Origin of the sequence: Crossiella sp. CA198, assembly GCF_052078295.1 — a bacterium.
In the GTDB taxonomy this organism is placed as follows: Bacteria; Actinomycetota; Actinomycetes; order Mycobacteriales; family Pseudonocardiaceae; genus Crossiella.
Genome location: NZ_JBQJIM010000036.1, coordinates 56774 through 78763, shown reverse-complemented (window position 1 = coordinate 78763; position 21990 = coordinate 56774). Strand labels below are relative to the sequence as shown.

The 21990-nt window shown below is 71.2% G+C and carries 20 protein-coding genes and 1 rRNA gene; 18 read left to right on the top strand and 3 right to left on the bottom strand.

Going from position 1 to position 21990, the window contains the following annotated elements; all coding sequences use genetic code 11:
• Positions 1-10 precede the first annotated feature (10 nt).
• Positions 11-127: ribosomal RNA gene (gene rrf, locus ACTOWY_RS39980) — 5S ribosomal RNA — on the top strand.
• 209 nt (positions 128-336) lie between these two features.
• Here rrf and ACTOWY_RS39975 read toward each other — a convergent pair.
• Positions 337-2499: a hypothetical protein gene (locus ACTOWY_RS39975; RefSeq protein WP_441314805.1), complete on the bottom strand. Its 2163-nt coding sequence runs from the start codon at positions 2497-2499 to the stop codon at positions 337-339.
• Here ACTOWY_RS39975 and ACTOWY_RS39970 point away from each other — a divergent pair.
• From ACTOWY_RS39970 to ACTOWY_RS39895, 16 genes are all read left to right on the top strand, one after another.
• Positions 2452-3366: a hypothetical protein gene (locus ACTOWY_RS39970; RefSeq protein ID WP_441314804.1), complete on the top strand. Its 915-nt coding sequence runs from the start codon at positions 2452-2454 to the stop codon at positions 3364-3366. The genes ACTOWY_RS39975 and ACTOWY_RS39970 overlap by 48 nt on opposite strands.
• On the top strand, positions 3363-4379 hold the full coding sequence (locus tag ACTOWY_RS39965; RefSeq protein ID WP_441314807.1) for an HAD-IIA family hydrolase: 1017 nt from the start codon (positions 3363-3365) through the stop codon (positions 4377-4379). Before ACTOWY_RS39970 ends, ACTOWY_RS39965 begins: the two co-directional genes overlap by 4 nt.
• Positions 4376-4525 carry a hypothetical protein gene (locus ACTOWY_RS39960; protein WP_185008226.1) on the top strand — a complete coding sequence of 50 codons (150 nt, stop codon included), beginning with the start codon at positions 4376-4378 and terminating at the stop codon, positions 4523-4525. Before ACTOWY_RS39965 ends, ACTOWY_RS39960 begins: the two co-directional genes overlap by 4 nt.
• 3 nt (positions 4526-4528) lie before the next feature.
• Positions 4529-5344, top strand: coding sequence for a TlyA family RNA methyltransferase (locus ACTOWY_RS39955; RefSeq protein WP_441314803.1), 816 nt, complete (start codon positions 4529-4531; stop codon positions 5342-5344).
• A 20-nt stretch (positions 5345-5364) separates the two neighbouring features.
• A complete protein-coding gene (locus ACTOWY_RS39950; protein WP_441314802.1) occupies positions 5365-6264 on the top strand; it encodes an NAD kinase in 900 nt (299 codons plus the stop codon).
• A 45-nt stretch (positions 6265-6309) separates the two neighbouring features.
• The gene (gene recN, locus ACTOWY_RS39945) at positions 6310-8088 is read left to right on the top strand and encodes a DNA repair protein RecN (protein ID WP_441314801.1); all 1779 of its coding nucleotides are present in this window, start codon (positions 6310-6312) and stop codon (positions 8086-8088) included.
• Positions 8089-8205: 117 nt separating this feature from the next.
• Positions 8206-9390: a putative cytokinetic ring protein SteA gene (gene steA / locus ACTOWY_RS39940; protein WP_441314800.1), complete on the top strand. Its 1185-nt coding sequence runs from the start codon at positions 8206-8208 to the stop codon at positions 9388-9390.
• Positions 9387-10325, top strand: a complete 939-nt coding sequence (locus ACTOWY_RS39935) for a copper transporter (protein WP_441314799.1) — start codon at positions 9387-9389, stop codon at positions 10323-10325. The genes steA and ACTOWY_RS39935 overlap by 4 nt, the downstream gene beginning before the upstream one ends.
• Before the next feature lie 312 nt (positions 10326-10637).
• A complete protein-coding gene (locus tag ACTOWY_RS39930) occupies positions 10638-12344 on the top strand; it encodes a CTP synthase (protein WP_441314798.1) in 1707 nt (568 codons plus the stop codon).
• A complete protein-coding gene (locus tag ACTOWY_RS39925; RefSeq protein WP_441314797.1) occupies positions 12344-12982 on the top strand; it encodes an NUDIX domain-containing protein in 639 nt (212 codons plus the stop codon). Before ACTOWY_RS39930 ends, ACTOWY_RS39925 begins: the two co-directional genes overlap by 1 nt.
• A gap of 27 nt (positions 12983-13009) precedes the next feature.
• Positions 13010-14125, top strand: coding sequence for an alanine dehydrogenase (gene ald, locus ACTOWY_RS39920; RefSeq protein ID WP_441314796.1), 1116 nt, complete (start codon positions 13010-13012; stop codon positions 14123-14125).
• 66 nt (positions 14126-14191) lie between these two features.
• Positions 14192-15121, top strand: a complete 930-nt coding sequence (gene xerD / locus ACTOWY_RS39915) for a site-specific tyrosine recombinase XerD (protein WP_441314795.1) — start codon at positions 14192-14194, stop codon at positions 15119-15121.
• Between the two features lie 138 nt (positions 15122-15259).
• Positions 15260-16201, top strand: coding sequence for a ParA family protein (locus ACTOWY_RS39910; RefSeq protein ID WP_441314794.1), 942 nt, complete (start codon positions 15260-15262; stop codon positions 16199-16201).
• A gap of 37 nt (positions 16202-16238) precedes the next feature.
• Positions 16239-17075, top strand: a complete 837-nt coding sequence (locus ACTOWY_RS39905; RefSeq protein WP_441314793.1) for a segregation and condensation protein A — start codon at positions 16239-16241, stop codon at positions 17073-17075.
• Positions 17072-17803 carry an SMC-Scp complex subunit ScpB gene (locus tag ACTOWY_RS39900; RefSeq protein WP_441314792.1) on the top strand — a complete coding sequence of 244 codons (732 nt, stop codon included), beginning with the start codon at positions 17072-17074 and terminating at the stop codon, positions 17801-17803. Before ACTOWY_RS39905 ends, ACTOWY_RS39900 begins: the two co-directional genes overlap by 4 nt.
• Positions 17796-18536, top strand: a complete 741-nt coding sequence (locus ACTOWY_RS39895; RefSeq protein ID WP_441314791.1) for a pseudouridine synthase — start codon at positions 17796-17798, stop codon at positions 18534-18536. Before ACTOWY_RS39900 ends, ACTOWY_RS39895 begins: the two co-directional genes overlap by 8 nt.
• A gap of 506 nt (positions 18537-19042) precedes the next feature.
• Here ACTOWY_RS39895 and ACTOWY_RS39890 read toward each other — a convergent pair.
• Complete coding sequence (locus ACTOWY_RS39890; RefSeq protein WP_441314790.1) at positions 19043-19687, bottom strand: response regulator; 645 nt, start codon at positions 19685-19687, stop codon at positions 19043-19045.
• Positions 19675-21033, bottom strand: coding sequence for a histidine kinase (locus ACTOWY_RS39885; RefSeq protein WP_441314789.1), 1359 nt, complete (start codon positions 21031-21033; stop codon positions 19675-19677). The genes ACTOWY_RS39890 and ACTOWY_RS39885 overlap by 13 nt, the downstream gene beginning before the upstream one ends.
• Positions 21034-21191: 158 nt before the next feature.
• Between ACTOWY_RS39885 and ACTOWY_RS39880 the strand changes: the two genes are divergently transcribed.
• Positions 21192-21962: a GNAT family N-acetyltransferase gene (locus ACTOWY_RS39880; protein WP_441314788.1), complete on the top strand. Its 771-nt coding sequence runs from the start codon at positions 21192-21194 to the stop codon at positions 21960-21962.
• Positions 21963-21990 lie beyond the last annotated feature (28 nt).

Below are 21990 nucleotides of genomic sequence, written 5' to 3'. Positions count from 1 at the left end.
TTCATAGTGTTTCGGTGGTTATGGCGGAGGGGAAACGCCCGGTCCCATTCCGAACCCGGAAGCTAAGTCCTCCAGCGCCGATGGTACTGCATGCGTGAGCGTGTGGGAGAGTAGGACGCCGCCGAACAATCATTCGAGAGGGGCTTGTCCGCCGGTAAGGTGGGCAAGCCCCTTCTTGTGTTGTTGGTTGTTCGGGAGGATTTGGTGGTTTCAGACAGGCGGCCCGGTGAGGACCGCGGAGACGGTGCTCCTCGGCGCTCCGGTGGTGGAGCGGGCAGGCCGCGTGGCGACAAGCCACCATACGGTCGGTCCGGTGGTTCTTCGAGCGGTGATCGCTCAGGCTCCGGTGACAACCGCAGGCAGGGCGGGTATCGCGACGCGCAGTCGGGCGACCGGCGTGAGCGTGGCGGTTCCAGCTGGGGTCGTGGCGGTGACCGGCAGGATCGGAACTCCAGTGGTGACTCGTCTCGCGGCGGGCGCTACGAAGGTGGCGGCTCGCGTGGTGGCTACGGCCAGCGCGATGACCGGCCACGTCGTTTTGAGCAGGATCGTGATCGACCACAAAGTGGCAGCCGAGATGACCGTCCCGCTTCCGGGGACCGTCCGCGCTGGCAGGACAACCGTGGCGCTGACCGTGGGGACCGGGGCGGCTTCCGTCGCGACGACCGCGGTGGCCAGGGTGGCCAGGGTGGTTTCCGGGGTGCCGACCGTGGTGGTCAGAGCAGCTTCCGGCGTGACGATCGAGGCGGCCCGAGCAGCGGCTTCCGGCGCGATGATCGCGGTGGTCAGGGCGGGTTCCGCCGAGACGACCGTGGCGACTCCCGGAGCAGCGACCGCGGCGATCGCGGTGGTTACCAGCGGGATGACCGTGGCGACCGTGGTGGGTTCCGCAAGGACGATCGCGGCGGCGACCGGAGTGGGTACCGCGGCAACGACCGTGGCGACCGCGGTGGCCAGGGCGGGTTCCGTCGGGATGACCGTGGTGGTCAGAGCGGTGGCCAGGGCAGCGGCTTCCGGCGTGATGATCGAGGCGGCCAGGGCGGGTTCCGCAAGGACGATCGCGGTGATCGCGGTGGCTTCCGTTCGGACGACCGTGGTGACCGTGGCGGTTACCAGCGGGATGACCGTGGCGACCGTGGTGGGTTCCGCAAGGACGATCGCGGGGACCGGGGCGGCGACCGTGGTGGGTTCCGTTCGGATGACCGGGGCGGGTACCGCGGCAACGACCGTGGCGACCGCGGTGGTCAGGGCGGTCAGGGTGGTTTCCGGCGGGATGACCGGCCTCGGCAGGATCGTCCGTACGGGGACAAGCCTGCCTACGGCGACAAGCCGCGGTACGGCGACAAGCCTGCCTACGGCGACAAGCCCCGTTATGACAAGCCGAAGTTCGACAAGCCCAAGTTCGACAAGCCGCGAGCGGACGGGGACGACCGTCCTCGCTACCAGAAGCGTGATGACCGGCCCCGTCGGGACGGCAAGCCCGGGTTCCGGGACGGCCGTGCGGTCGAGGAGACCGGTGGCGTCCAGGGTGCGGAGGGCTCGGAGACGGGTGGCTTCCGCAAGGAGGACCGGGCCGAGCAGGGCGCGGTAACCAAGGACGATCGCGGTGGCGCCCAGCGGGACGACCGTGCCGACCAGGGTGTTGTCCGCAAGGACGACCGTGCTGACCAGGGCAGTGCCGGCGGCGATGACCGCGGTGGCGCCCAGGGCGAGGACCGTGGTTTCCGCAAGGACGACCAGGGCAGCCAGAGTGGTTACCGGAGCGCGGATCGCGGTGGTCAGGGCGGGTTCCGCCGGGACGACCGGGGCGGCGACCGTGGTGATCGCGGCGGGTACCGGGGTGCTGACCGCGGCGGCGATCGTGGTGGGTACCAGCGGGATGACCGCGGCGGGTACCGGGGCAATGACCGGGGCGACCGGGGTGGCTTCCGCGGGAACGACCGGGACGATCGCGGTGGGTCCCGCCGGGATGACCAGGGCGACCGTGGTGGGTTCCGCAAGGACGATCGCGGGGACCGTAGCGGCGACCGTGGTGGGTTCCGTTCGGATGACCGGGGCGGGTACCGCGGCAACGACCGTGGCGACCGGGGTGGATTCCAGAGCGATCGGGGTGGGGCTGAGCGGCCTCGTTCCGCCGGCGCTGGGGATCGGCCGCGGTATGAGAAGCCTGCTTATGGGAATCGGGAGGATCGGCCGGCTCGTGAGGTCCGGCATGGTCGTACCGACGCCGATCGGGCTGAGGGCGCCGAGCGTCGTTACCCGGCGCAGGACCGGCCGCGTGGGCGGGATGACCGCTTCGACGCGGGCGAACTGCGGCGGGATCAGCTCGAGGAGCTGGTGGAGCCGGAGCTTCCCGAGGATGTCGAACCCGGTCAGCTGGACGCCGGTGTTCGTTCGGACCTGCGGACCCTGTCCAAGAGCCTGGCCGAGCTGGTGGCCAAGCACCTGGTGATGGCCGGCCGGCTGATCGACGAGGAGCCGGAGCAGGCGCTGGCGCACGCTCGGTTCGCTCGGCGGAAGGCCTCGCGGATCGGGCTGGTGCGGGAGGCGACCGGATTGGCCGCCTACCACGCGGGCGAATGGTCCGAGGCTCTCGCCGAGCTGCGGGCGGCGCGGCGGATGACCGGTAGCTCCGGGCACCTGGCCGTCATGGCCGACTGCGAGCGGGCACTGGGCCGGCCGGAGCGGGCGCTGGAGCTGTCCCGGTCGACCGAGGCCGCGGCGCTGACCGCGGACGAGGCTGTGGAGCTGCGGATCGTGGCCGCCGGCGCACGTCGGGATCTGGGCGAGCTGGACGCCGCGGTGGTGGCGTTGCAGGGGCCGGATCTGGATGTGAAGCGGCGGGATCCGTGGAGTGCGCGGCTGTTCTACGCCTACGCGGACAACCTGGCCGCGGCCGGCCGGACCGATGAGGCGATCCAGTGGTTCATCTCGGCTGCCGAGGTGGATGACGAAGGTGAGACCGACGCGGCTGAGCGGGCCATTGAGCTTGGCGCGGGGCCCGTGGTGCCGGTGGACGCCGAGGAACTGGGCGAAGACCAGGACCAGGAGCAGGGCCAGGACGAGCACGAGGACGAGGACGAGGCTGCGGACTCGGGCCAGGCTGACGCTTCGGACCAGGACGACGCGGACCAGGGCAACTCGGACCAGGGCAACTCGGACCGGGATGACGCTGGCCGGGATGACGCTGGGCAGGGCGACGTGGCGGGCCAGGGCGATGCTGAGGCTGGCGAACCGGTTGCGGAGTCTGCGCAGGTTACGGACGAGGCTGCGGTTGAGCCGGGGGCCTCGGTTGAGGCTGCGGCTGACGGCTCGGTTGAGTCTGGTGTTGTGAAATCCGTTGATGGGACGGTTCGGGACAACTGATGACGACGTTGCTGGATGCGCACGACGCGTTGCTGCTGGATCTCGACGGCACCGTGTACCGCGGTGGGACCGCGGTGCCCGGGGCGCCGGAGGCGATCGCTGAGGCCAAGCGGCGCGGGCGTGCGCTCCGGTACGTCACCAACAACGCCTCGCGGGCGCCGGAGGCGGTGGCCCAGCACCTTCGGGAGCTGGGGTTTCCGGCCGACGTCCGTGAGGTGAGCACCAGTTCCCAGGCTGCCGCGGCAGTGCTGGCCGCGAAGCTGGCGGCCGGTTCGCCGGTGCTGGTGGTGGGGGCTGAGGCGTTGCGGGCTGAGGTTCGGGCGGTGGGGCTTCGGGTGGTCGAGGCCGCGGCGGACGAACCTGTGGCCGTGGTGCAGGGGCATTCGCCGGAGACCGGGTGGGCTCAGCTGGCTGAGGCCTGCATCGCCATCCGGGGTGGGGCTTACTGGCTCGCGTCCAATGTGGATGCCACCTTGCCGACCGAGCGTGGGTTGTTGCCGGGGAACGGGTCGATGGTGGCCGCGTTGCGGACCGCCACCGGGCTGGCGCCGGAGGTGGCGGGGAAGCCGGAACCGACCCAGCTGGTGCTGGCGGCGGAGTCGGCCGGTGCTTCGGCGGCCTTGGTCGTGGGGGATCGGTTGGACACCGATATCGCCGGGGCCAGTGCGGCCGAGCTGCCCGCGTTGGTGGTGCTGACGGGGGTGGCCACGCCGGAGGGTTTGCTGGCGGCCGTTCCCGAGCAGCGGTGCCGTTATGTGTCCGAGGATCTTGGTGGGCTGGTCGCGCCGGTGGAGCACGTTGAGGTTGGCGTGCGGGCGGGGTGGCTGGTCGAGGTTGTGGATGGCGGGCTTCGGCTGGGTGGGGCTGATGAGAGCGGGGAACCGTTGTCGGCGCTGCGATCGTTGTGCGCGGTGTGGTGGGGCGCCGGCGGTGGCGCTCCTTCGGGGGTGACGCCGGTGGGCGCCGAGGCTGAGGCGGCGTTGCGGAAACTGGGTATAGCGTGGTGCGCATGACGCCCGAACAGCCGGTGGCGGAGATCGACTCCGCCCTTGTCGGTCTGCAGGACCTGGACTCGGTGCCGCTGGCCGAGCACGTGGCCAGGTTCGACGCGGTGCACACCGCGCTGACCTCGGCGCTGTCCACGATCGACCAGGTCTGACCCATGCCTCGGCGGGTACGGCTGGACGCCGAACTGGTGCGCCGCGGGCTCGCCCGCTCCCGCGAACACGCGGTGGAGCTGGTGAACGCGGGCCGGGTCACCGTGCGCGGCACGGTCGCGAGCAAACCGGCGACCTCGGTGGAGACCGACGCCGCGGTGGTCGTGCGCGAGGACGCCGACGATCCCGGCTGGGCCTCGCGTGGCGCGCACAAACTGCTGGGCGCGCTGGAGGTCTTCGGGCCGTTGGGGCTCACCGTGACCGGGCGGCGCTGCCTGGACGCGGGCGCGTCCACCGGTGGGTTCACCGATGTGCTGCTGCGTGGCGGGGCGACCGAGGTGGTCGCGGTGGACGTCGGCTACGGCCAGCTGGTGTGGAAGTTGCAGACCGACGATCGGGTGAAGGTGTTCGACCGCACCAACGTGCGGAATCTGACGCCGGAACAGATCGGCGGGACCGTTGATCTTGTGGTGGGTGATCTCTCGTTCATCTACCTGCGCTTGGTGCTGCCCGCGCTGGCCGCCTGCATGGCGGACGGCGCGGACCTGGTGCCGATGGTGAAACCGCAGTTCGAGGTGGGCAAGGAGCGGCTCGGCTCCGGTGGCGTGGTGCGCGATCCGGAACTGCGGGTCGAGGCCGTCACCGGGGTGGTCGCCTCGGCGGCCGAGTCCGGACTGACCCTGCGCGGCGTCACCGCCAGCCCCTTGCCGGGGCCCTCCGGCAACGTCGAGTATTTTCTCTGGCTTCGCCGGGGAGTGCCGTTGGCCTCGGCTGAGGCCGAGCAGCTGGTTCGGGCCGCGGTCGCCGCGGGTCCGCGGTAGGCACTGGAGGTAGACCGTTCATGACCCGTGAGCTTTTGCTCGTGGTGCACACCGGCCGTCCGGAGAACCGGCGCACCACCGAGTACGTGGCCGGGAAGCTACGGCAGGCCGGACTGAAGCTGCGGGTCCTGGTGGAGGAGGCCGCGGACATCAACGCGGCCTGCTACGACACCATCGTCGCGCACACCGACGAGGCCGCCGAGGGCACCGAACTCGTGCTGGTGCTCGGTGGCGACGGGACCCTGCTGCGGGCAGCCGAACTGGCCAGGCCCGCCGGGGTGCCGGTGCTCGGGGTCAACCTGGGCCGGGTGGGATTCCTGGCCGAGGCCGACTCCGAGGAACTGCACGAGGTGGTGGCCGCGGTCATCGACCGGACCTACCACGTCGAACAGCGGATGACCCTGGACGTGATCGTCCGGCTCAACGGGACCGTGCTGGCCCGCACCTGGGCGCTCAACGAGGCCAGTGTGGAGAAGTCCAGCCGGGAACGGATCCTGGACGCGGTCCTGGAGGTGGACGAGCGCCCGGTGTCCGGCTTCGGCTGCGACGGGGTGCTGGTCGCCACGCCGACCGGGTCCACCGCCTACGCCTTCTCCGCGGGCGGGCCGGTGATCTGGCCCGAGGTGGAGGCGCTGCTGGTGGTGCCCAGCAACGCGCACGCGCTCTTCGCCCGGACGCTGGTGGTCTCGCCGAACTCGCTGGTCGCGGTGGAGGTCGCGCCCGGCGGGCACCCGGCGGTGCTGTGCTGCGACGGGCAGCGCACCGTGGAGCTGCCGCCCGGCGCGCGGGTGGAGGTCGTCGGCGGGAAAGTGCCGGTCAACCTGGTGCGGCTGAAGAAGGAACCCTTCGCCGACCGGCTGGTGCGCAAGTTCTCGCTGCCGGTCCAGGGCTGGCGCGGACCAGTTATCCCCAACCGGTAGGCACCCCTGGCGCGAATGTCGGTCCGGCCCAGTAGTGTCTGGGCTGTGCTGGCCGAGATGCGCATCCAGGGCCTCGGCGTGATTGCCGACGCCACCCTCGAACTGCACCCCGGCCTCACCGTGGTCACCGGTGAGACGGGTGCTGGCAAGACAATGGTGGTGACCGGGCTCCACCTGCTCTCTGGCGGCCGCGCGGAAGCCTCCAGGGTGCGGACCGGGGCCGAGCGCGCCACCATCGAGGGAACCTTCCAACTCCGCGGTGATGACGCGCGCGCCGGGGCCGCCCAGGCGCTGAGCGTGGCCACCGAGGCGGGCGCCGACGTGGACGACGACGGCAGCCTCATCACCGTGCGCTCGGTGAACGCCGACGGACGGTCCAAGGCCCACCTGGGCGGACGCAGCGTGCCGGTCGGGCTGCTCTCCGAGCTGACCGAACAGCTGATCGCCGTGCACGGGCAGAACGACCAGCTCCGGCTGATGCGCACCGGCGAGCAGCGCGCCGTGCTGGACCGCTTCGCGGGCGCGGGCATCGCCGAACCGCTGGCCGAGTACCGGGACCTGCGCGGGCAGTGGATCGCGGTGGCCAGGGAGCTGACCGAACGCACCGAACGCGCCCGCGAGATGGTCCGCGAGGCGGAGATGCTGCGGCACGGGCTGGGCGAGATCGAGTCCGTGGCCCCGCAGCCCGGTGAGGACACCCAGCTGGTCGACCGGGCCCGCCGGCTCGCCGACGCCGACCAGCTGCGGGAGACCGCCTCCGGGGCCGCGCACGCGGTCGCCGGCGCCGCCGACGGCGATCCCGACCAGCCCGGCGCGCTCGGCCTGATCGGCGAGGCCCGGCGCAGGCTGGCCGCGGCCGAGGACCCGGCGCTGCGCGAACTGGAACCCCGGCTGGTGGAGGCGGCGGCGCTGCTCACCGACGTGGGCACCGAACTGACCACCTACCTGGAGCAGCTCGACGCCGATCCGGCCGAACTGGAACGGGTGCTGGCCCGGCAGGCCGAGCTGAAGCAGCTCACCCGCAAGTACGCCGCGGACGTGGACGGCGTGCTGGCCTGGGCCGCCGACGCGCAGACCCGGCTGGCCGGCCTGGACACCTCCGAGGAGACCCTGGGCAAGCTCGCCAAGCAGCGGGACGCGCTGGCGAAGAAGCTGGCCAAGATCGCCGGCACGCTCACCGCGATCCGGCGCACCGCGGCCGAACAGCTGGCCAAGGCGGTCACCGAGGAACTGGCCGGACTGGCCATGGCGCACTCCCGGATCGAGCTGACCGTGCAGCACAAGCCGGCCGCCGAGGGCGACGAGCTGTCGCTCAAGGTCGGCAACGAGCTGCTGCAGGCCGGGCCGGACGGGGTGGACGAGGTCGAGCTGCTGCTCGTCGCGCATCCCGGCGCGCCCGCGCTGCCGGTGCACAAGGGCGCTTCCGGCGGTGAGCTGTCCCGGGTGATGCTGGCCATCGAGGTGGTGCTCGCGCACACCGACCCGGTGCCCACCCTGGTCTTCGACGAGGTCGACGCCGGGGTCGGCGGGCGGGCCGCGGTGGAGATCGGGCGGCGGCTGGCCAAACTGGCCCGCAGCCACCAGGTCATCGTGGTCACCCACCTGGCCCAGGTGGCCGCCTACGCCGACCGGCATCTGCTGGTGGACAAGAACATCGGCGCCGAGGGGCTGACCAAGTCCGGGGTGCTGGTGCTCAACCACAACCAGCGGGTGGTGGAGCTGGCCCGGATGCTGGCGGGGCTGGAGTCCACCGAATCCGGCCGCGCGCACGCCGAGGAGCTGCTGGCCACCGCGGAGGCCTACACCCAGGCACTGCGCCCGTAGTTCACCGCCGGTAGCGGCGGGCGGCTGTACCGATTTCGTGTCCCCCAAGGGTTGACGTGGGATGATTCCCCGGCGTGCCTAGGCAAAGACCCGCCGGGGGTTTGTCACCATCCGCACATGAAGCTCACGGGCCTGCTCAACCGAACCAGTCAGTCCCTGCCTGGAGTCCACGGGCCGGCCAGGGTGGACCGTCGCTCCGGCGACCTGATCCGCAGGCTCGGGCCCGGCGACATCGCCGTGCTCGACCAGCTCGACCTGGATCGCCGCACCGCGGACGCCCTGGTGGCGGCCGAGGTCGCCGGGGTGGTCAACGCCTCCGCCTCGATCTCCGGCCGCTTCCCCAACCTGGGGCCGGAAATCCTGATCAGCGCGGGCATCCCGCTGATCGACGCGGTCGGCCCCGAGCTGCTGCGCAAGATCAAGGACGGCACCCGGATCCGGCTGTTCGAGGGCGGGATCTTCCAGGGTGAGACCGAACTCGGCCGCGGCACCGAGCAGACCGCGGACTCGGTGGCCGACCAGCTCATCGAGGCCAAGGCGGGCATGGCCGCGCAGCTGGAGGCATTCTCCGCGAACACCATCGAGTTCCTGCGCCGGGAACGCACGCTGATCCTGGACGGGGTCGGCGTGCCCGAGCTGTTCGTGCCGATCAAGGACCGGCAGGTGCTCATCGTCGCCCCCGGCTACGGACACCGCGACGACCTGCGCAAACTCAAGCGCTACATCCGCGAGTACCGGCCGGTGATCATCGGCGTGGAGGGCGCGGCGGACACGCTGAAGGAGGCCGGGTACGCCCTGGACGTGATCGTCGGCGACCCGGACGGGATCAGCACCGTCACCCTCAAGGCAGGCGCCGAGGTGGTGCTGCCCGCGCAGATGGACGGCCACGCACCCGGCCTGGAACGCATCCAGGACCTCGGCATCGGCGCGGTCACCTTCCCCGCCTCCGGCAACCCCGAGGACCTCGCACTGCTGCTCGCCGAGGCGCACGGGGCCGACCTGGTGGTCACCATCGGCTTCCAGGCCACCCTGCACGAGTTCCTGGACCGGGGCCGCTCCGGCTCCAACCCCTCTACCTTCCTCACCCGGCTGCGCCTGGGCAGCAAGGTCGTCGACGGCCACGCCGTAGTCAGCCTCTACCGCAGCCGGGTCTCGGTGCTCTCCGTCCTGCTGCTGGTCGTCTCCGCGCTCGCCGTGCTCATCGCCGCCGTCGCGGTGACCAGTGTCGGCAGCGCCTACGTCGACATCGGCGTGGACTACTGGAACGACTTCCTCTCCTGGCTCAAGGGGCTCTTCTCGTGATCACACTGCGGTACCACGTCGTCTCCATCGCGGCGGTGTTCCTCTCGCTCGCGCTGGGCATCATGCTCGGCTCCACCGTGATCAGCGACCGGCTGCTGTCCGGGCTGACCGGGGAGAAGGACTCGCTCGGGCAGAAGGTCGCCGACCTGCAGGCCGAGCGCAACGCGCTCAACGCCCGGCTGACCGACGCGGACCGGTTCGGCACCATGGTCGGCCCGCTGGCGGTGCGCGGGCAGCTGGACAAGCGGACCGTGGTGCTGATCAGCACGCACGACGCCAACCCTGCCGACCGGGACCCGCTGACCGAGCTGATCAAGGCGGCGGGCGGCAGCGTCACCGGTGAGTTGCAACTCACCGACACCTTCACCGACCCGGCCAAGGCCGACCAGCTGCGGGACCTGGTGCCGCGGCTGGTGCCCGCGGGTGTGCAGTTGCCGACCGCGGCCACCGATCCCGGCACCCTGGCAGGCGGACTGCTCGGGCCGTTGTTGCTGCTCAACAACCAGAACCGGCCGCAGGCCAGTGGGGATGAGTCGGCGGCGGCGATGAGCGGGCTGGCCAATGGCGGGTTCGTGCGGGTTGGGCGGGGGATCACCCCGGCGCAGCTCGCGGTGGTGCTGACCGGTGGCGCGACCGGTGGCGAGGATCCCGGGGACCGGTCGGCGATTCTGGCCCGGTTCGCGACTCAGCTGGATCGGTCCGGCGCGGGGACGGTGCTCGCGGGGCGGTCCGGGTCGGCTGATGGGAACTCGCCGATCGGGATCGTGCGGGCGGACACCTCGGCGACCTCGATTTTGTCGACGGTGGACAACCTGGACACGGCCGCGGGACGGGCGGTGACGGTGATGGCGTTGCGGGAACAGCTGGAGGGGCGGTCCGGGCGGTATGGGAACGCGGGCAACGCGCAGGCTCCGGCGCCGCAGGGTCTCGGGTAGCGTCGGCGGCTTCCGCGCGTCCGCTTGGGCCAACTTGGCGTACGAGTTGGGCCAATGTGGCGTACGAGTTGGGCCAACTTGGTGTCCGTAACGGCCAACGTGGGGTACGACAACGGCCAACACTCGGGCGGGGTGGGGTGGGGTGGCTATACATCACCCGTTCGGGGGGACGCGGGGGAGGTGGGGGTGCGGTAGCGGTGCTCGGACGTGTTACGGTCGCCTCCCGTGGATCGAGGGGGCGCTCGCGCGGTGGGGAGCCCCGACACCACACCCGACCAGCGACGGCGTCGAGTTGATTCACGGGAGTACCCCTTGGTGTTGCAGGCCCGCACGACCAAGCACGTGTTCGTCACCGGAGGCGTGGCCTCCTCTCTCGGCAAGGGGCTCACCGCCTCCAGCCTCGGGCAGTTGCTGACCGCTCGCGGACTCCGCGTGACCATGCAGAAGCTCGACCCCTACCTCAACGTCGATCCCGGGACGATGAACCCGTTCCAGCACGGCGAGGTGTTCATCACCGAGGATGGCGCCGAGACCGACCTCGACATCGGTCACTACGAGCGCTTCCTGGACCGCGACCTGGGTGCGGCGGCCAACGTCACCACCGGGCAGGTCTACTCCGAGGTGATCGCCAAGGAGCGGCGCGGGGAGTACCTCGGCGACACCGTCCAGGTCATCCCGCACATCACCGACGAGATCAAGTCGCGGATCACCGCGATGGCCGCCGCCGGTGAGGACGGCACCGCGCCGGACGTGGTGATCACCGAGGTCGGCGGGACCGTGGGCGACATCGAGTCGCTGCCGTTCCTGGAGGCCGCCCGGCAGGTCCGGCACGACGTGGGCCGGGACAACGTGTTCTTCCTGCACGTCTCCCTGGTGCCCTACCTCGCCCCCTCCGGCGAGCTGAAGACCAAGCCCACCCAGCACTCGGTGGCCGCGCTGCGCAACATCGGCATCCAGCCGGACGCGATCGTGTGCCGGGCCGACCGGGAGATCCCGGACGGGCTCAAGCGCAAGATCGCGCTGATGTGCGACGTGGACGGCGAGGCCGTGGTGGCCGCCCCGGACGCGCCCTCCATCTACGACATCCCGCGGGTGCTGCACTCCGAAGGCCTGGACGCCTACGTGGTGCGCCGCCTCGGACTGCCGTTCCGGGACGTGGACTGGACGGTGTGGGGCGATCTCCTGGAGCGGGTGCACAAGCCCAGTGACACCACCCGGATCGCGCTGGTCGGCAAGTACGTCGACCTGCCGGATGCCTACCTGTCGGTGACCGAGGCGCTGCGCGCCGGTGGCTTCGCGCACCGGGCCAGGGTGGAGATCCGCTGGGTTCCCTCCGACCAGTGCGAGACCCCCGCCGGCGCCGCGCAGGCCCTGGCCGGGGTGGACGGCGTGCTGATCCCCGGCGGGTTCGGCGTGCGCGGCATCGAGGGCAAGGTGGGCGCCATCCAGCACGCCCGCACCCGCGGCATCCCGGCGCTGGGCCTGTGCCTTGGCCTGCAGTGCATGGTGATCGAGGCCGCCCGCGGGCTGGCCAAGATCGACGGGGCCAACTCGGCGGAGTTCGACGAGACCGCCAAGCACCCGGTCATCTCCACCATGGCCGACCAGCAGGACGTGGTCGCCGGTGAGCGGGACATGGGCGGCACCATGCGGCTGGGCTCCTACCCGGCCAAGCTCATCCCCGGTTCCCAGGTGGCCAAGGCCTACGGCGCCACCGAGGTCACCGAACGGCACCGGCACCGCTACGAGGTCAACAACGCCTACCGGGACAAGCTCGGCAAGGCCGGGCTGGTCTTCTCCGGCACCTCGCCGGACGGGCACCTGGTCGAGTTCGTCGAACTGCCAGCCAAGACGCACCCGTTCTTCGTCGGCACCCAGGCGCACCCGGAGCTGAAGAGCCGTCCGACCCGGCCGCACCCGCTGTTCTCCGCCTTCGTCCGGGCCGCGCTGGACTACCAGGCCGCCGAACGGCTGCCGGTGGAGCTGCCGGAGACCGCGACCAGCTCGGCGGGTGTCTGATGTCCACTGTGGAGCGTGGCGCGCACGAGTTCAGCGTGGCCAAGTCCCAGGACGTCTACGCCGGGCGGGTGATGGCGCTGCGGGTGGACGACGTGGTGATGCCCGGCGGCAAGGTCGCCACCCGGGAGGTGATCGAGCACCCGGGCGCGGTCGGCGTGATCGCGCTGGACGAGAACGACAACGTGGTGCTCATCCACCAGTACCGGCACCCGGTCGGGCAGCGGCTGTGGGAGCTGCCGGCCGGGCTGCTCGACGCCGAGGGCGAGGATCCGGCCATCACGGCGGCGCGCGAGCTGGCCGAGGAGGTCGGACTGGCCGCCACCGACTGGTCGGTGCTGGTCGACGTCTCCGGCTCGCCAGGGTTCATGGACGAGGTCATCCGGGTCTACCTGGCCCGTGGTCTGTCCACTGTGGAGCAGCTGGAAGACACCGGCGACGAGGAGGCCGACCTCGTGGTGCGGCGGGTGCCGCTGAGCGAGGCCGTGCGGATGGTGCTCTCCGGTGCCATCATCAACGCTGCCACGGTGTCCGGGGTGCTGGCCGCGCACGCGGTGCTCTCCGGCGCGGCGGAGACCAGGCCGGTCGACGCCCCGTGGGAGTCCAGGCCGCACCGGTTCGCGCGGCGCCGCAGCGGCTGAGCCGAGCTAGGCGGAGGAGGAGTCGACGTGCGAGTCGGTGTCCCTCGTGAGGTCAAGAACCACGAGTACCGGGTGGCCATCACCCCGGCCGGAGTGGTGGAACTGGTGCGCCGCGGCCATCAGGTCCTGATCGAACGGGAGGCCGGCCTCGGCTCCTCCTTCCCCGACTCCGACTACCTCGCGGCCGGGGCGAAGATCCTCAACTCGGCCGAGGACGTGTGGGGCGAGGCGGACCTGGTGCTCAAGGTCAAGGAGCCCATCGCCGAGGAATATCACCGGATGCGGCGCGGGCAGACCCTGTTCACCTACCTGCACCTGGCCGCCAGCCGGGAGTGCACCGAGGCGATCGTGGCCGCCGGGATCGACGCGGTCGCCTACGAGACCGTGCAGCTGCCGGACGGCTCGCTGCCGCTGCTCGCGCCGATGAGCGAGGTGGCCGGGCGGATGGCCCCGCAGGTCGGCGCGCACACCCTGGAACGCGCGGCCGGTGGCCGAGGGGTGCTGCTGGGCGGGGTGTCCGGGGTGCCCGCGGGCAAGGTCGCGGTGATCGGCGCCGGCGTGTCCGGGATGAACGCGGCCACCATCGCACTCGGTCTGCAGGCCGAGGTGGTGGTGCTGGACAACAACATCAACCGGTTGCGGCAGATCGACTTCGTCTACCGCGGCCACCTGCAGACCATCGCCAGCAACGCCTACGAGATCGAACGAGCCTGTCTGTGGGCGGACCTGGTGATCGGCGCGGTGCTGGTGCCCGGCGCCAAGGCGCCCAAGCTGATCAGCAATGACCTGGTGGCCCGGATGCGGCCCGGCTCGGTGCTGGTGGACATCGCCATCGACCAGGGCGGCTGCTTCGAGGACTCCCGGCCGACCACGCACGGCGATCCGGTCTTCGGCGTGCACAACTCGGTCTTCTACTGCGTGGCCAACATGCCCGGCGCGGTCCCGCACACCTCCACCTGGGCGCTGACCAACGTCACCCTGCCCTACGCGGTGGCCTTGGCGGACAAAGGTTTGCGCGCGGCGGTACAGGAGGACCACACGCTGGCCAAGGGGGTCAACGCGGTCGGCGGGCAGCTGGTACTGGCCGAGGTCGCCGCCGCGCACGGCCTCCCGCACGCCGAGCTGACCGACGCACTGGCATGATGCGCCCCTGAGAACTCCAGCGGCGGAGGGACCGGCGCACTGAACGGCGATGCGACAACCAGCCCGGTGGCGATCCCCGCCGCGCTCTCGGCCGCCGTCGGCAGGTACCTGGACCACCTCACCGTGGAACGCGGCACCGCCCGCAACACCCTGGACTCCTACGCCCGCGACCTGCGCCGCTACACCGAACACCTGGCCGCGGCCGGGGTCGGCTCACTGCCGGAGGTGACGCAGCGGCACGTCGCGGAGTTCCTGGCCGGACTGCGCGAGGGCGACGGGCAACGGCCGCCGCTGGCCGCCTCCTCGGCCGCGCGCGCCGTGGTCGCGGTGCGCAGCCTGCACCGCTTCGGCTACCGCGAGGGCCTGCTCAGCGCCGATGTGGCCAGCGGGGTGCACCCGCCGACCCCGCCGCGCAGGCTGCCCAAGGCACTGCCGGTGGACGATGTGCTGCGGCTGCTGGACGGAGCGGGCAGCGAGGACCCGCGCGGACTGCGGGACCGGGCGCTGCTGGAACTGCTGTACTCCACCGGCGCGCGGATCTCCGAGGCGGTCGGGCTGGACGTGGACGACGTGGACCCGACGGAACGCACCGCGCTGCTCGACGGCAAGGGCGGCAAGCAGCGCCTGGTGCCGGTGGGACGGCCCGCGCTGGCCGCCCTGGACGCCTACCTGGTGCGGGCCCGGCCGGTGCTGGCGGCCAAGGGGCGGGGCAGCGCGGCGGTGTTCCTCAACGCCCGCGGCGGGCGGCTGTCCAGGCAGAGCGCGTGGCAGACGCTGAAGGACTCGGCCGAACGGGCGGGCATCGCCGGGGACGTGTCCCCGCACACACTGCGGCACTCCTTCGCCACCCACCTGATCGAGGGCGGCGCCGACGTCCGGGTGGTGCAGGAGCTGCTCGGGCACGCCTCGGTGACCACCACCCAGGTCTACACCCTGGTCACCGTGAACACCCTGCGCGAGGTCTTCGCCACCGCCCATCCACGGGCCAGGGGCTAGCTACTCCGTTGTGCCGAACGGGTGCCGTGGCCCTGATGACCAGGTCGGACGGGTCCCGGCGAGGCGCGTTGCCGCTGTGACCCGCGAAGCCTACGCTCGCCAGCAGGGTCTACCCGCCGACACGAGGAGTCAGGTCAGATGTCCACACCGCAGCCAGCCTTTGGGCGGCCCCGTGGTGAGGCGGCTGACCTCAGCCTGGCGCCCAAGCCCGCTGACCTGTCCGAGGAGCACGTTCCGCACCTCGCCACCGGCGAGATGGGGCCCACCGGACGGCCGATGCGGCACGTGCCGGAGCCCTCGCTGCTGGCCGGGCACGGACCCGCCAAGGTTCTCGCGATGTGCAACCAGAAGGGCGGGGTCGGCAAGACCACCTCGACCATCAACCTGGGCGCGGCGCTGGCCGAGTACGGCCGCCGGGTGCTGCTGGTGGACTTCGACCCGCAGGGCGCGCTCTCGGTGGGGCTCGGCGTGCAGCCGCACCACCTGGACCGGACCATCTACAACGTGATCATGGAGCGCTCGGCCACCATCGAGGAGACCGTGCTGCGCACCTGCGTGGAGGACATGGACCTGTTGCCCAGCAACATCGACCTGTCCGCCGCCGAGGTGCAGCTGGTCTCCGAGGTCGGCCGCGAGCACACCCTGCAGCGCGCGCTGCGGCCGGTGCTGGACCACTACGACTACATCCTCATCGACTGCCAGCCCTCCCTCGGCCTGCTCACGGTGAACGCCCTGGCAGCCGCGGACGGGATGATCATCCCGCTGGAGTGCGAGTTCTTCAGCCTGCGCGGGGTCGCGCTGCTCATCGACACCATCGAGAAGGTGCGCGAACGGCTCAACCCGCGGCTGGAGATATCCGGGATTCTCGCCACCATGTACGACCCGCGTACGCTGCACTCCCGAGAAGTCATGGCCCGGGTAGTGGAGGCGTTCGGGGACATCGTGTACGACACCGTGATCAACCGCACCGTGCGGTTCCCCGAGACCACCGTCGCCGGCGAGCCGATCACCCGCTGGGCCCCCCGCTCCGGCGGGGCCAAGGCCTACCGGGCGCTGGCCCGCGAGGTGATCGCCAGGTGAGCAGCCCCGCTGTCGCAGGGCCGGTCGAGTGACCACAGTGGACACACCGGACACTCCACAAGGGACGGACGAGCACGGCCGGTTCACCGTGCGGCTGGCCAACTTCACCGGTCCGTTCGACCTGCTGCTGCAACTGATCTCGCAGCACCAGATGGACGTCACCGAGGTGGCGCTGCACCAGGTCACCGAGGACTTCATCGCGCACATCCGGGTGCTCGGCGATGCCTGGGACCTGGACGAGACCACCGAGTTCCTGGTCATCGCGGCCACCCTGCTCGACCTCAAGGCGGCCCGGCTGCTGCCCGCCGCCGACGTGGACGACGAGGACGACCTGGCGTTGCTGGAGGCCCGCGACCTGTTGTTCGCCCGGCTGTTGCAGTACCGGGCGTACAAGCAGGTCGCGGCGCTGTTCGGCGAACTGGAGGCGACCGCGTTGCGGCGCTACCCGCGCTCGGTGGCCATGGAGGACCGGTTCGTCGAGCTGATGCCCGAGGTGATGCTCGGCGTCGACCCGCGCCGCTTCGCCGAACTGGCCGCCGCGGTGTTTAGGCCCAAGCCGCCACCGGTGGTCGGGCTGGCGCACCTGCACATGCACCCGGTGTCCGTGCGCGAGCACGCCGGGATCCTGCGGGTGCGGCTGGCCGAACTGGGCGAGGCGAGCTTCGCCGAGCTGACCACCGACTGCACCGAGACGGTGGAGGTGGTGGCCCGGTTCCTGGCGCTCCTGGAGCTGTACCGGGAGACCGTGGTGCTCTTCACCCAGGAGGAGCCGCTCGGGGAGCTGCTGGTGCGCTGGGTGGGCGGCAGCAAGGAGCAGGCGGAACTGGCCGCCGCGGCCGGGATGGCCGTGGCGGATGAGGAGGAGTACGGGTGACCGAGAACGGCACTCCGGTGGCGGACGAGCAGGTCGCGGAGCCCGAGGTGGCGCCCGTGGTCACGCCGGAGCCCGAGGTCGCGGCCGCGCCGGTGACCGACGGCGTGCACGCGCCGCTCGCGGCGGAAGTGGACGCGCCGGAGGAAGAGGACGAGGACGCGGCGGTCGTCGGCGGCCTGCCGGACCTCAGCGAGGACGGCGCGCTGGACGCCGCGCTGGAATCGGTGCTGCTGGTGGTGGACGCGCCCGCGCCGGAGGAAGTCCTCGCTGACGCGCTGGATGTGTCGGTGGCCAGGGTGACCGTGGCGCTGGGCAGACTGGCCGCCGGGTACACCGAATCCGGGCGCGGGATCGACCTGCGCCGGGTGAGCGACGGCTGGCGGTTCTACACCCGCGACGTGCACGCGCCGTTCGTGGAGCGGTTGCTGCTCAACGGACAGCGGGCGAAACTGACCCGCGCCGCGCTGGAGACCCTGGCGGTGATCGCCTACCGCCAGCCGGTCACCAGGGCCAGGGTGGCCGCGGTGCGCGGGGTGAATGTGGACGGGGTTATCCGCAGTCTGCTCGCTCGTGGTCTGATTGAGGAGACTGGTGCGGATCCGGACACCAACGGCCTCCTGTACCGCACCACAGAGCTGTTCCTGGAGCGATTGGGGTTGTCCTCGGTGAAGGAACTGCCCCCGCTCGCCCCGTTGTTGCCGGAAGTGGACTCGATCGACGATGTCTAGTAGTGAGCCGCAGGGTGTGCGGTTGCAGAAGGTGCTCTCCAAGGCCGGGATCGCCTCCCGCCGAGTGGCGGAGGACATGATCGCCGAAGGCCGGGTGGCCGTGGACGGCGAGATCGTCACCGAACAGGGCCGCCGGGTCGACCCGGAGCTGGCGGTGATCCACGTCGACGGCCTGCGCGTGATGGTCACCGGCAACCTGGTGCACCTGGCGCTGAACAAGCCGCGCGGGGTGCACACCACCATGTCGGACGACCGCGGCCGCCCCTGCGTCGGCGACTACGTGGCCGACCACGAGGAACGCCTCTTCCACGTCGGCCGCCTGGACGCCGAGACCGAGGGTCTGCTGCTGCTGACCAACGACGGCGAGCTGGCGCACCGGCTGATGCACCCCTCGTACAACGTGTACAAGACCTACCTGGTGGAGGTCGCCGGACCGGTGCACCGCGACCTGGGCCGCAAGCTGCTGGCCGGGGTCGAGCTGGAGGACGGGCCGGTGCGGTTGGACAAGTACCACGTCAAGGACGCCAACGGCGGACGGGTGCTGATCGAGGTGGTGCTGCACGAGGGGCGGAACCGGATCGTGCGGCGGTTGTTCGACTTGGTGGGGCATCCGGTGCTGCGACTGGTGCGCACGGCGGTGGGGGAGGTTCGGCTGGCGGGGTTGCGTCCCAGCGCGTTGCGACCGCTCACCCGGGCCGAGGTGGGGGCCTTGTACAAGAACGTGGGGCTCTGACCGAGCAGCTGACCGAGTGTTGGCCGTTGTTGTACGTCGCGTTGGCCGTTGTGGGACGTCGTGGGCAGCTGCGGTTGGGTACCGATCAAAAAAGGGATGGCCTCGCCGGCCGGGCAGACCACCGGAGGGGTGGGGCAGATCAACACCCGGGATGAGCGGGTTGCGGGGCGGGGTTTGGGCTGCCGACTCGAGACCCAGCGTGGCTCCGAGGGCTCGCGTGTTCTCCGTACGGCCTTCCGCCAGCCAACCACACCCCGATGAGCGGCCCCCGTCGCGTTGGGTTGGCCGGGCTGCGGTTTGTGTTGCAGGGGCCGCTCATCGGGGTGTGGTCTGCATGCTCCAGGCCGTACGGAGAACACGCGAGGGCCCTCGTCGTGGGGGTTTCACCCCTCCGCCCCGGCCTGCCGCGTCCCACAACGGCCAACGTGGCGTACGAGTTGGGCCAACTCGCCGTCCATAACGGCCAACTCGGCGTACGACAACGGCCAACACGCTGGTGGGGTGGGTTAGTTGTCTAGGTAGTGGAGGACTGCTAGGACTCGGCGGTGGTCGTTGCCGGCTATGGGGAGGCCTAGTTTGGTGAAGATGCTGCCTACGTATTTCTCTACCGCGCGTTCGGTGATGGTCAGGGCTTCGCCGATGCCTGCGTTGGAGCGGCCTTCGGCCATCAGGCCCAGGACTTCGCGTTCGCGGGGGGTCAGGGTGGCTAGGGGGTCCTGGCGGCGGCTGCGGGCCAGGAGCTGGGCTACTACCTCGGGGTCGAAGACCGTGCCGCCGTCGGCTACCTGGTTGAGGGCGCGCAGGAAGTCCTCGATGTCGGCGACGCGGTCCTTGAGCAGGTAGCCGATGCCGCTCAGGTCGTTGGTGAGCAGGTCGGCGGCGTAGCGCTCCTCGACGTACTGGGACAGGATGAGGATCTTGGTGGTTGGCCAGCTGCGGCGGATCACCAGGGCGGCGCGCAGGCCCTCGTCGCGGTGGGTGGGGGGCATGCGGACGTCGATCACGGCGATGTCGGGCTGGTGTTCGCCGACGGCGCGCAGCAGTTGCTCGGCGTCGCCGACCGCCTCGACCACCTCGTGCCCGCTCTCGGCCAGCAGCAGGATCAGGCCCTGGCGCAGCAGCACGGCATCCTCGGCGATCACGACTCGCATGGCAGCTCCATGGTCAGGATGGTCGGCCCGCCCTCGGGGCTGTACAGGGTCAGCGTGCCATCGACGCCGCCCGCCCGGTCGGCCAGCCCGGCCAGGCCGGAGCCGGGGCCTGCCTTGGCGCCGCCGATGCCGTCGTCGGTGACCACCACGGTGAGCCGCTCACCGGTGCGGCGCACCTCGATGGCGGCCTTGCTGGCGTGCGCGTGCTTGGCGATGTTGGTCAGCGCCTCGGAGATCATGAAGTAGGCGATGGCCTCGATGGTCTGGGACGGCCGGGCCTCCACGTAGTACCGGATGCGCACCGGGACCGGGCAGCGGGCCGACAGCGCGGACAGCGCCGCGTCCAGGCCGCGGTCCTCCAGCACCGGCGGGTGCAGGCCGCGGGTGAGGTTGCGCAGCTCGTCGATGGCGTCCTTGGCTTCCTGGTGCGCCTCCTCGATCAGTTTGAGCGCGCCGTCCGGGTCCTGGCCGTGCCTGCTGCGGGCCCGGCCCAGTTTCATGGCCAGGGCGACCAGTTGCTGCTGGGCGCCGTCGTGCAGGTCGCGTTCGATCCGCTGCCGCTCGGCCTCGGCCGCCTGCATCGCCACCGCGCGCCGCTCCTCCACCTGCTGCACCCGCTCGGCCAGGTCGGCCGCTGACTTGGGTTCCAGCATGGTGCGGGTCAGCGCCAGGTGCACGCTGACCATGGCGCGCACCAGCACCGGCGCGAGCATCAGCAGTAGCAGGCCGGCCAGCAGGAAGGCGCCGAGCCAGAACGGCCAGCTGGAATCCCTGAAGACGGCCATGTTGGTGTAGGAGTTGTGGAAGACGCTGCCGTCGGGCAGCACCACATGTGCTGAGAAGAAGAACTCGACGACCACAACGGTGATCAGGAAGCCGGGGCCGTACCAGGCGAGGAAGGTGATCAAGGCGGTCGCCACGGTCAGCACGCCGCGGGCGATCCAGTAGCCGATGGTGCGCCACAGCGTCGGATTGACCACCAGCCGCAGCGCCACCTTGTAGGGGTTGCGGCCTGGCGGCATGGTCAGGCCGGGGGTCACCGACTCCCCGGTCACCAGGCGGAGCTGCGCGGCCTCGGCCCGGCCGAACCGGACCAGCAGCCACCCGAGGAGCCACACCACCACCGGGCTGCCCAGCAGGGTCGGCAGGAACCACACCGCCAGGTAGAACTTCTGCACGAACAGCGCCGCGACCAGCGGGAACAGCGCGCCGACGAAGCCGAAGAAGATCACCGCGAGCGGGAGCAGGATCCAGAACGCGCCCAGCAGCAGGCTCAGCGTGCCCAGCCAGGTGCGCTTGCTGACCACCTCGTGCAGCGGGTTCCGTGGCGGCCGGGGCCGGATCATCGACGCTCCTTTTCGGACAGTGGATGACCTCAGCCTAGGAGCGTGCCCCCTAGGGGGCCACCGTGCCAGCCGGGGGAACCACCCCCGTGCTAGCACCCCGGTCATTTCAGGAGGTAACCCTGGCGACGCGGCGGCCCGGCCCGGCCAGGCTTGCTGACATGATCGCCGAACTGACCAGGCCGCTGCCGAAGCTGCTCGCCCGCGCCGCCGTCGAGGACAGCCCCGGGTACCGCATGGTCATCGCGGACACCCGGGCCGAAGTGCTTGCCGCCCAACGACTCCGGCACCGGGTTTTCGCCGGGGAGCTGGGCGCGGCGCTGGCCGGTCCGGACGGGGTGGACGCGGACGAGCTGGACGCGCACTGCGAGCACCTGCTGATCAAGGACGAGCGCACCGGCGAGGTGGTGGGCACCTACCGCATCCTGCCGCCGGGCGCCGCGGCCCGCCGGGGCGCGCTCTACTCCGACGGGGAGTTCGAGCTGGACGCGCTGGCCGGACTGCGATCCTCGCTGGTGGAGGTCGGCCGGTCCTGCGTGGACCCGGCGCACCGCAACGGCGGGGTGATCGGGCTGATGTGGGCCGGGCTGGCCCGGTACGTGAACCTGGTCGGGGGACGCTGGGTGGCAGGCTGCGGTTCGGTGCCCCTAGCAGACGGCGGGCAGCTGGCCGCCGCGGTGCGGGACCGGGTGTTCGACCGCGCGCTGGCACCGGAGCGGTACCGGGTGCGGCCGCGTAATCCCTGGCCGCATCAGGACATCGAGCGAACGGCCGGGCGGGTGGTGCTGCCGCCGCTGATGCAGGGGTACCTGCGGCTGGGGGCCTGGGTGGGCGGGGAACCCGCCTACGACGCGGACTTCGGCTGCGCGGACTTCTTCCTGTTGCTGGACATGGATCGGCTGGATCCCCGTTACCTGCGACGGTTCCAGTGACCGCGGCAGGGCGGACGGGCGCCTTCCG

Bases quoted from the DNA above. Each gene is read 5' to 3' on its own strand.
- ACTOWY_RS39885 (WP_441314789.1), bottom strand. From the start codon at position 21,033: ATGATCCGGCCCCGGCCGCCACGGAACCCGCTGCACGAGGTGGTCAGC.
- ACTOWY_RS39925 (WP_441314797.1), top strand. From the start codon at position 12,344: ATGTCCACTGTGGAGCGTGGCGCGCACGAGTTCAGCGTGGCCAAGTCC.
- ACTOWY_RS39880 (WP_441314788.1), top strand. From the start codon at position 21,192: ATGATCGCCGAACTGACCAGGCCGCTGCCGAAGCTGCTCGCCCGCGCC.
- ACTOWY_RS39895 (WP_441314791.1), top strand. From the start codon at position 17,796: ATGTCTAGTAGTGAGCCGCAGGGTGTGCGGTTGCAGAAGGTGCTCTCC.
- ACTOWY_RS39910 (WP_441314794.1), top strand. From the start codon at position 15,260: ATGTCCACACCGCAGCCAGCCTTTGGGCGGCCCCGTGGTGAGGCGGCT.
- ACTOWY_RS39970 (WP_441314804.1), top strand. From the start codon at position 2,452: ATGGCCGGCCGGCTGATCGACGAGGAGCCGGAGCAGGCGCTGGCGCAC.
- ACTOWY_RS39960 (WP_185008226.1), top strand. From the start codon at position 4,376: ATGACGCCCGAACAGCCGGTGGCGGAGATCGACTCCGCCCTTGTCGGT.
- ACTOWY_RS39955 (WP_441314803.1), top strand. From the start codon at position 4,529: ATGCCTCGGCGGGTACGGCTGGACGCCGAACTGGTGCGCCGCGGGCTC.
- ACTOWY_RS39950 (WP_441314802.1), top strand. From the start codon at position 5,365: ATGACCCGTGAGCTTTTGCTCGTGGTGCACACCGGCCGTCCGGAGAAC.
- ACTOWY_RS39890 (WP_441314790.1), bottom strand. From the start codon at position 19,687: ATGCGAGTCGTGATCGCCGAGGATGCCGTGCTGCTGCGCCAGGGCCTG.
- steA (WP_441314800.1), top strand. From the start codon at position 8,206: ATGAAGCTCACGGGCCTGCTCAACCGAACCAGTCAGTCCCTGCCTGGA.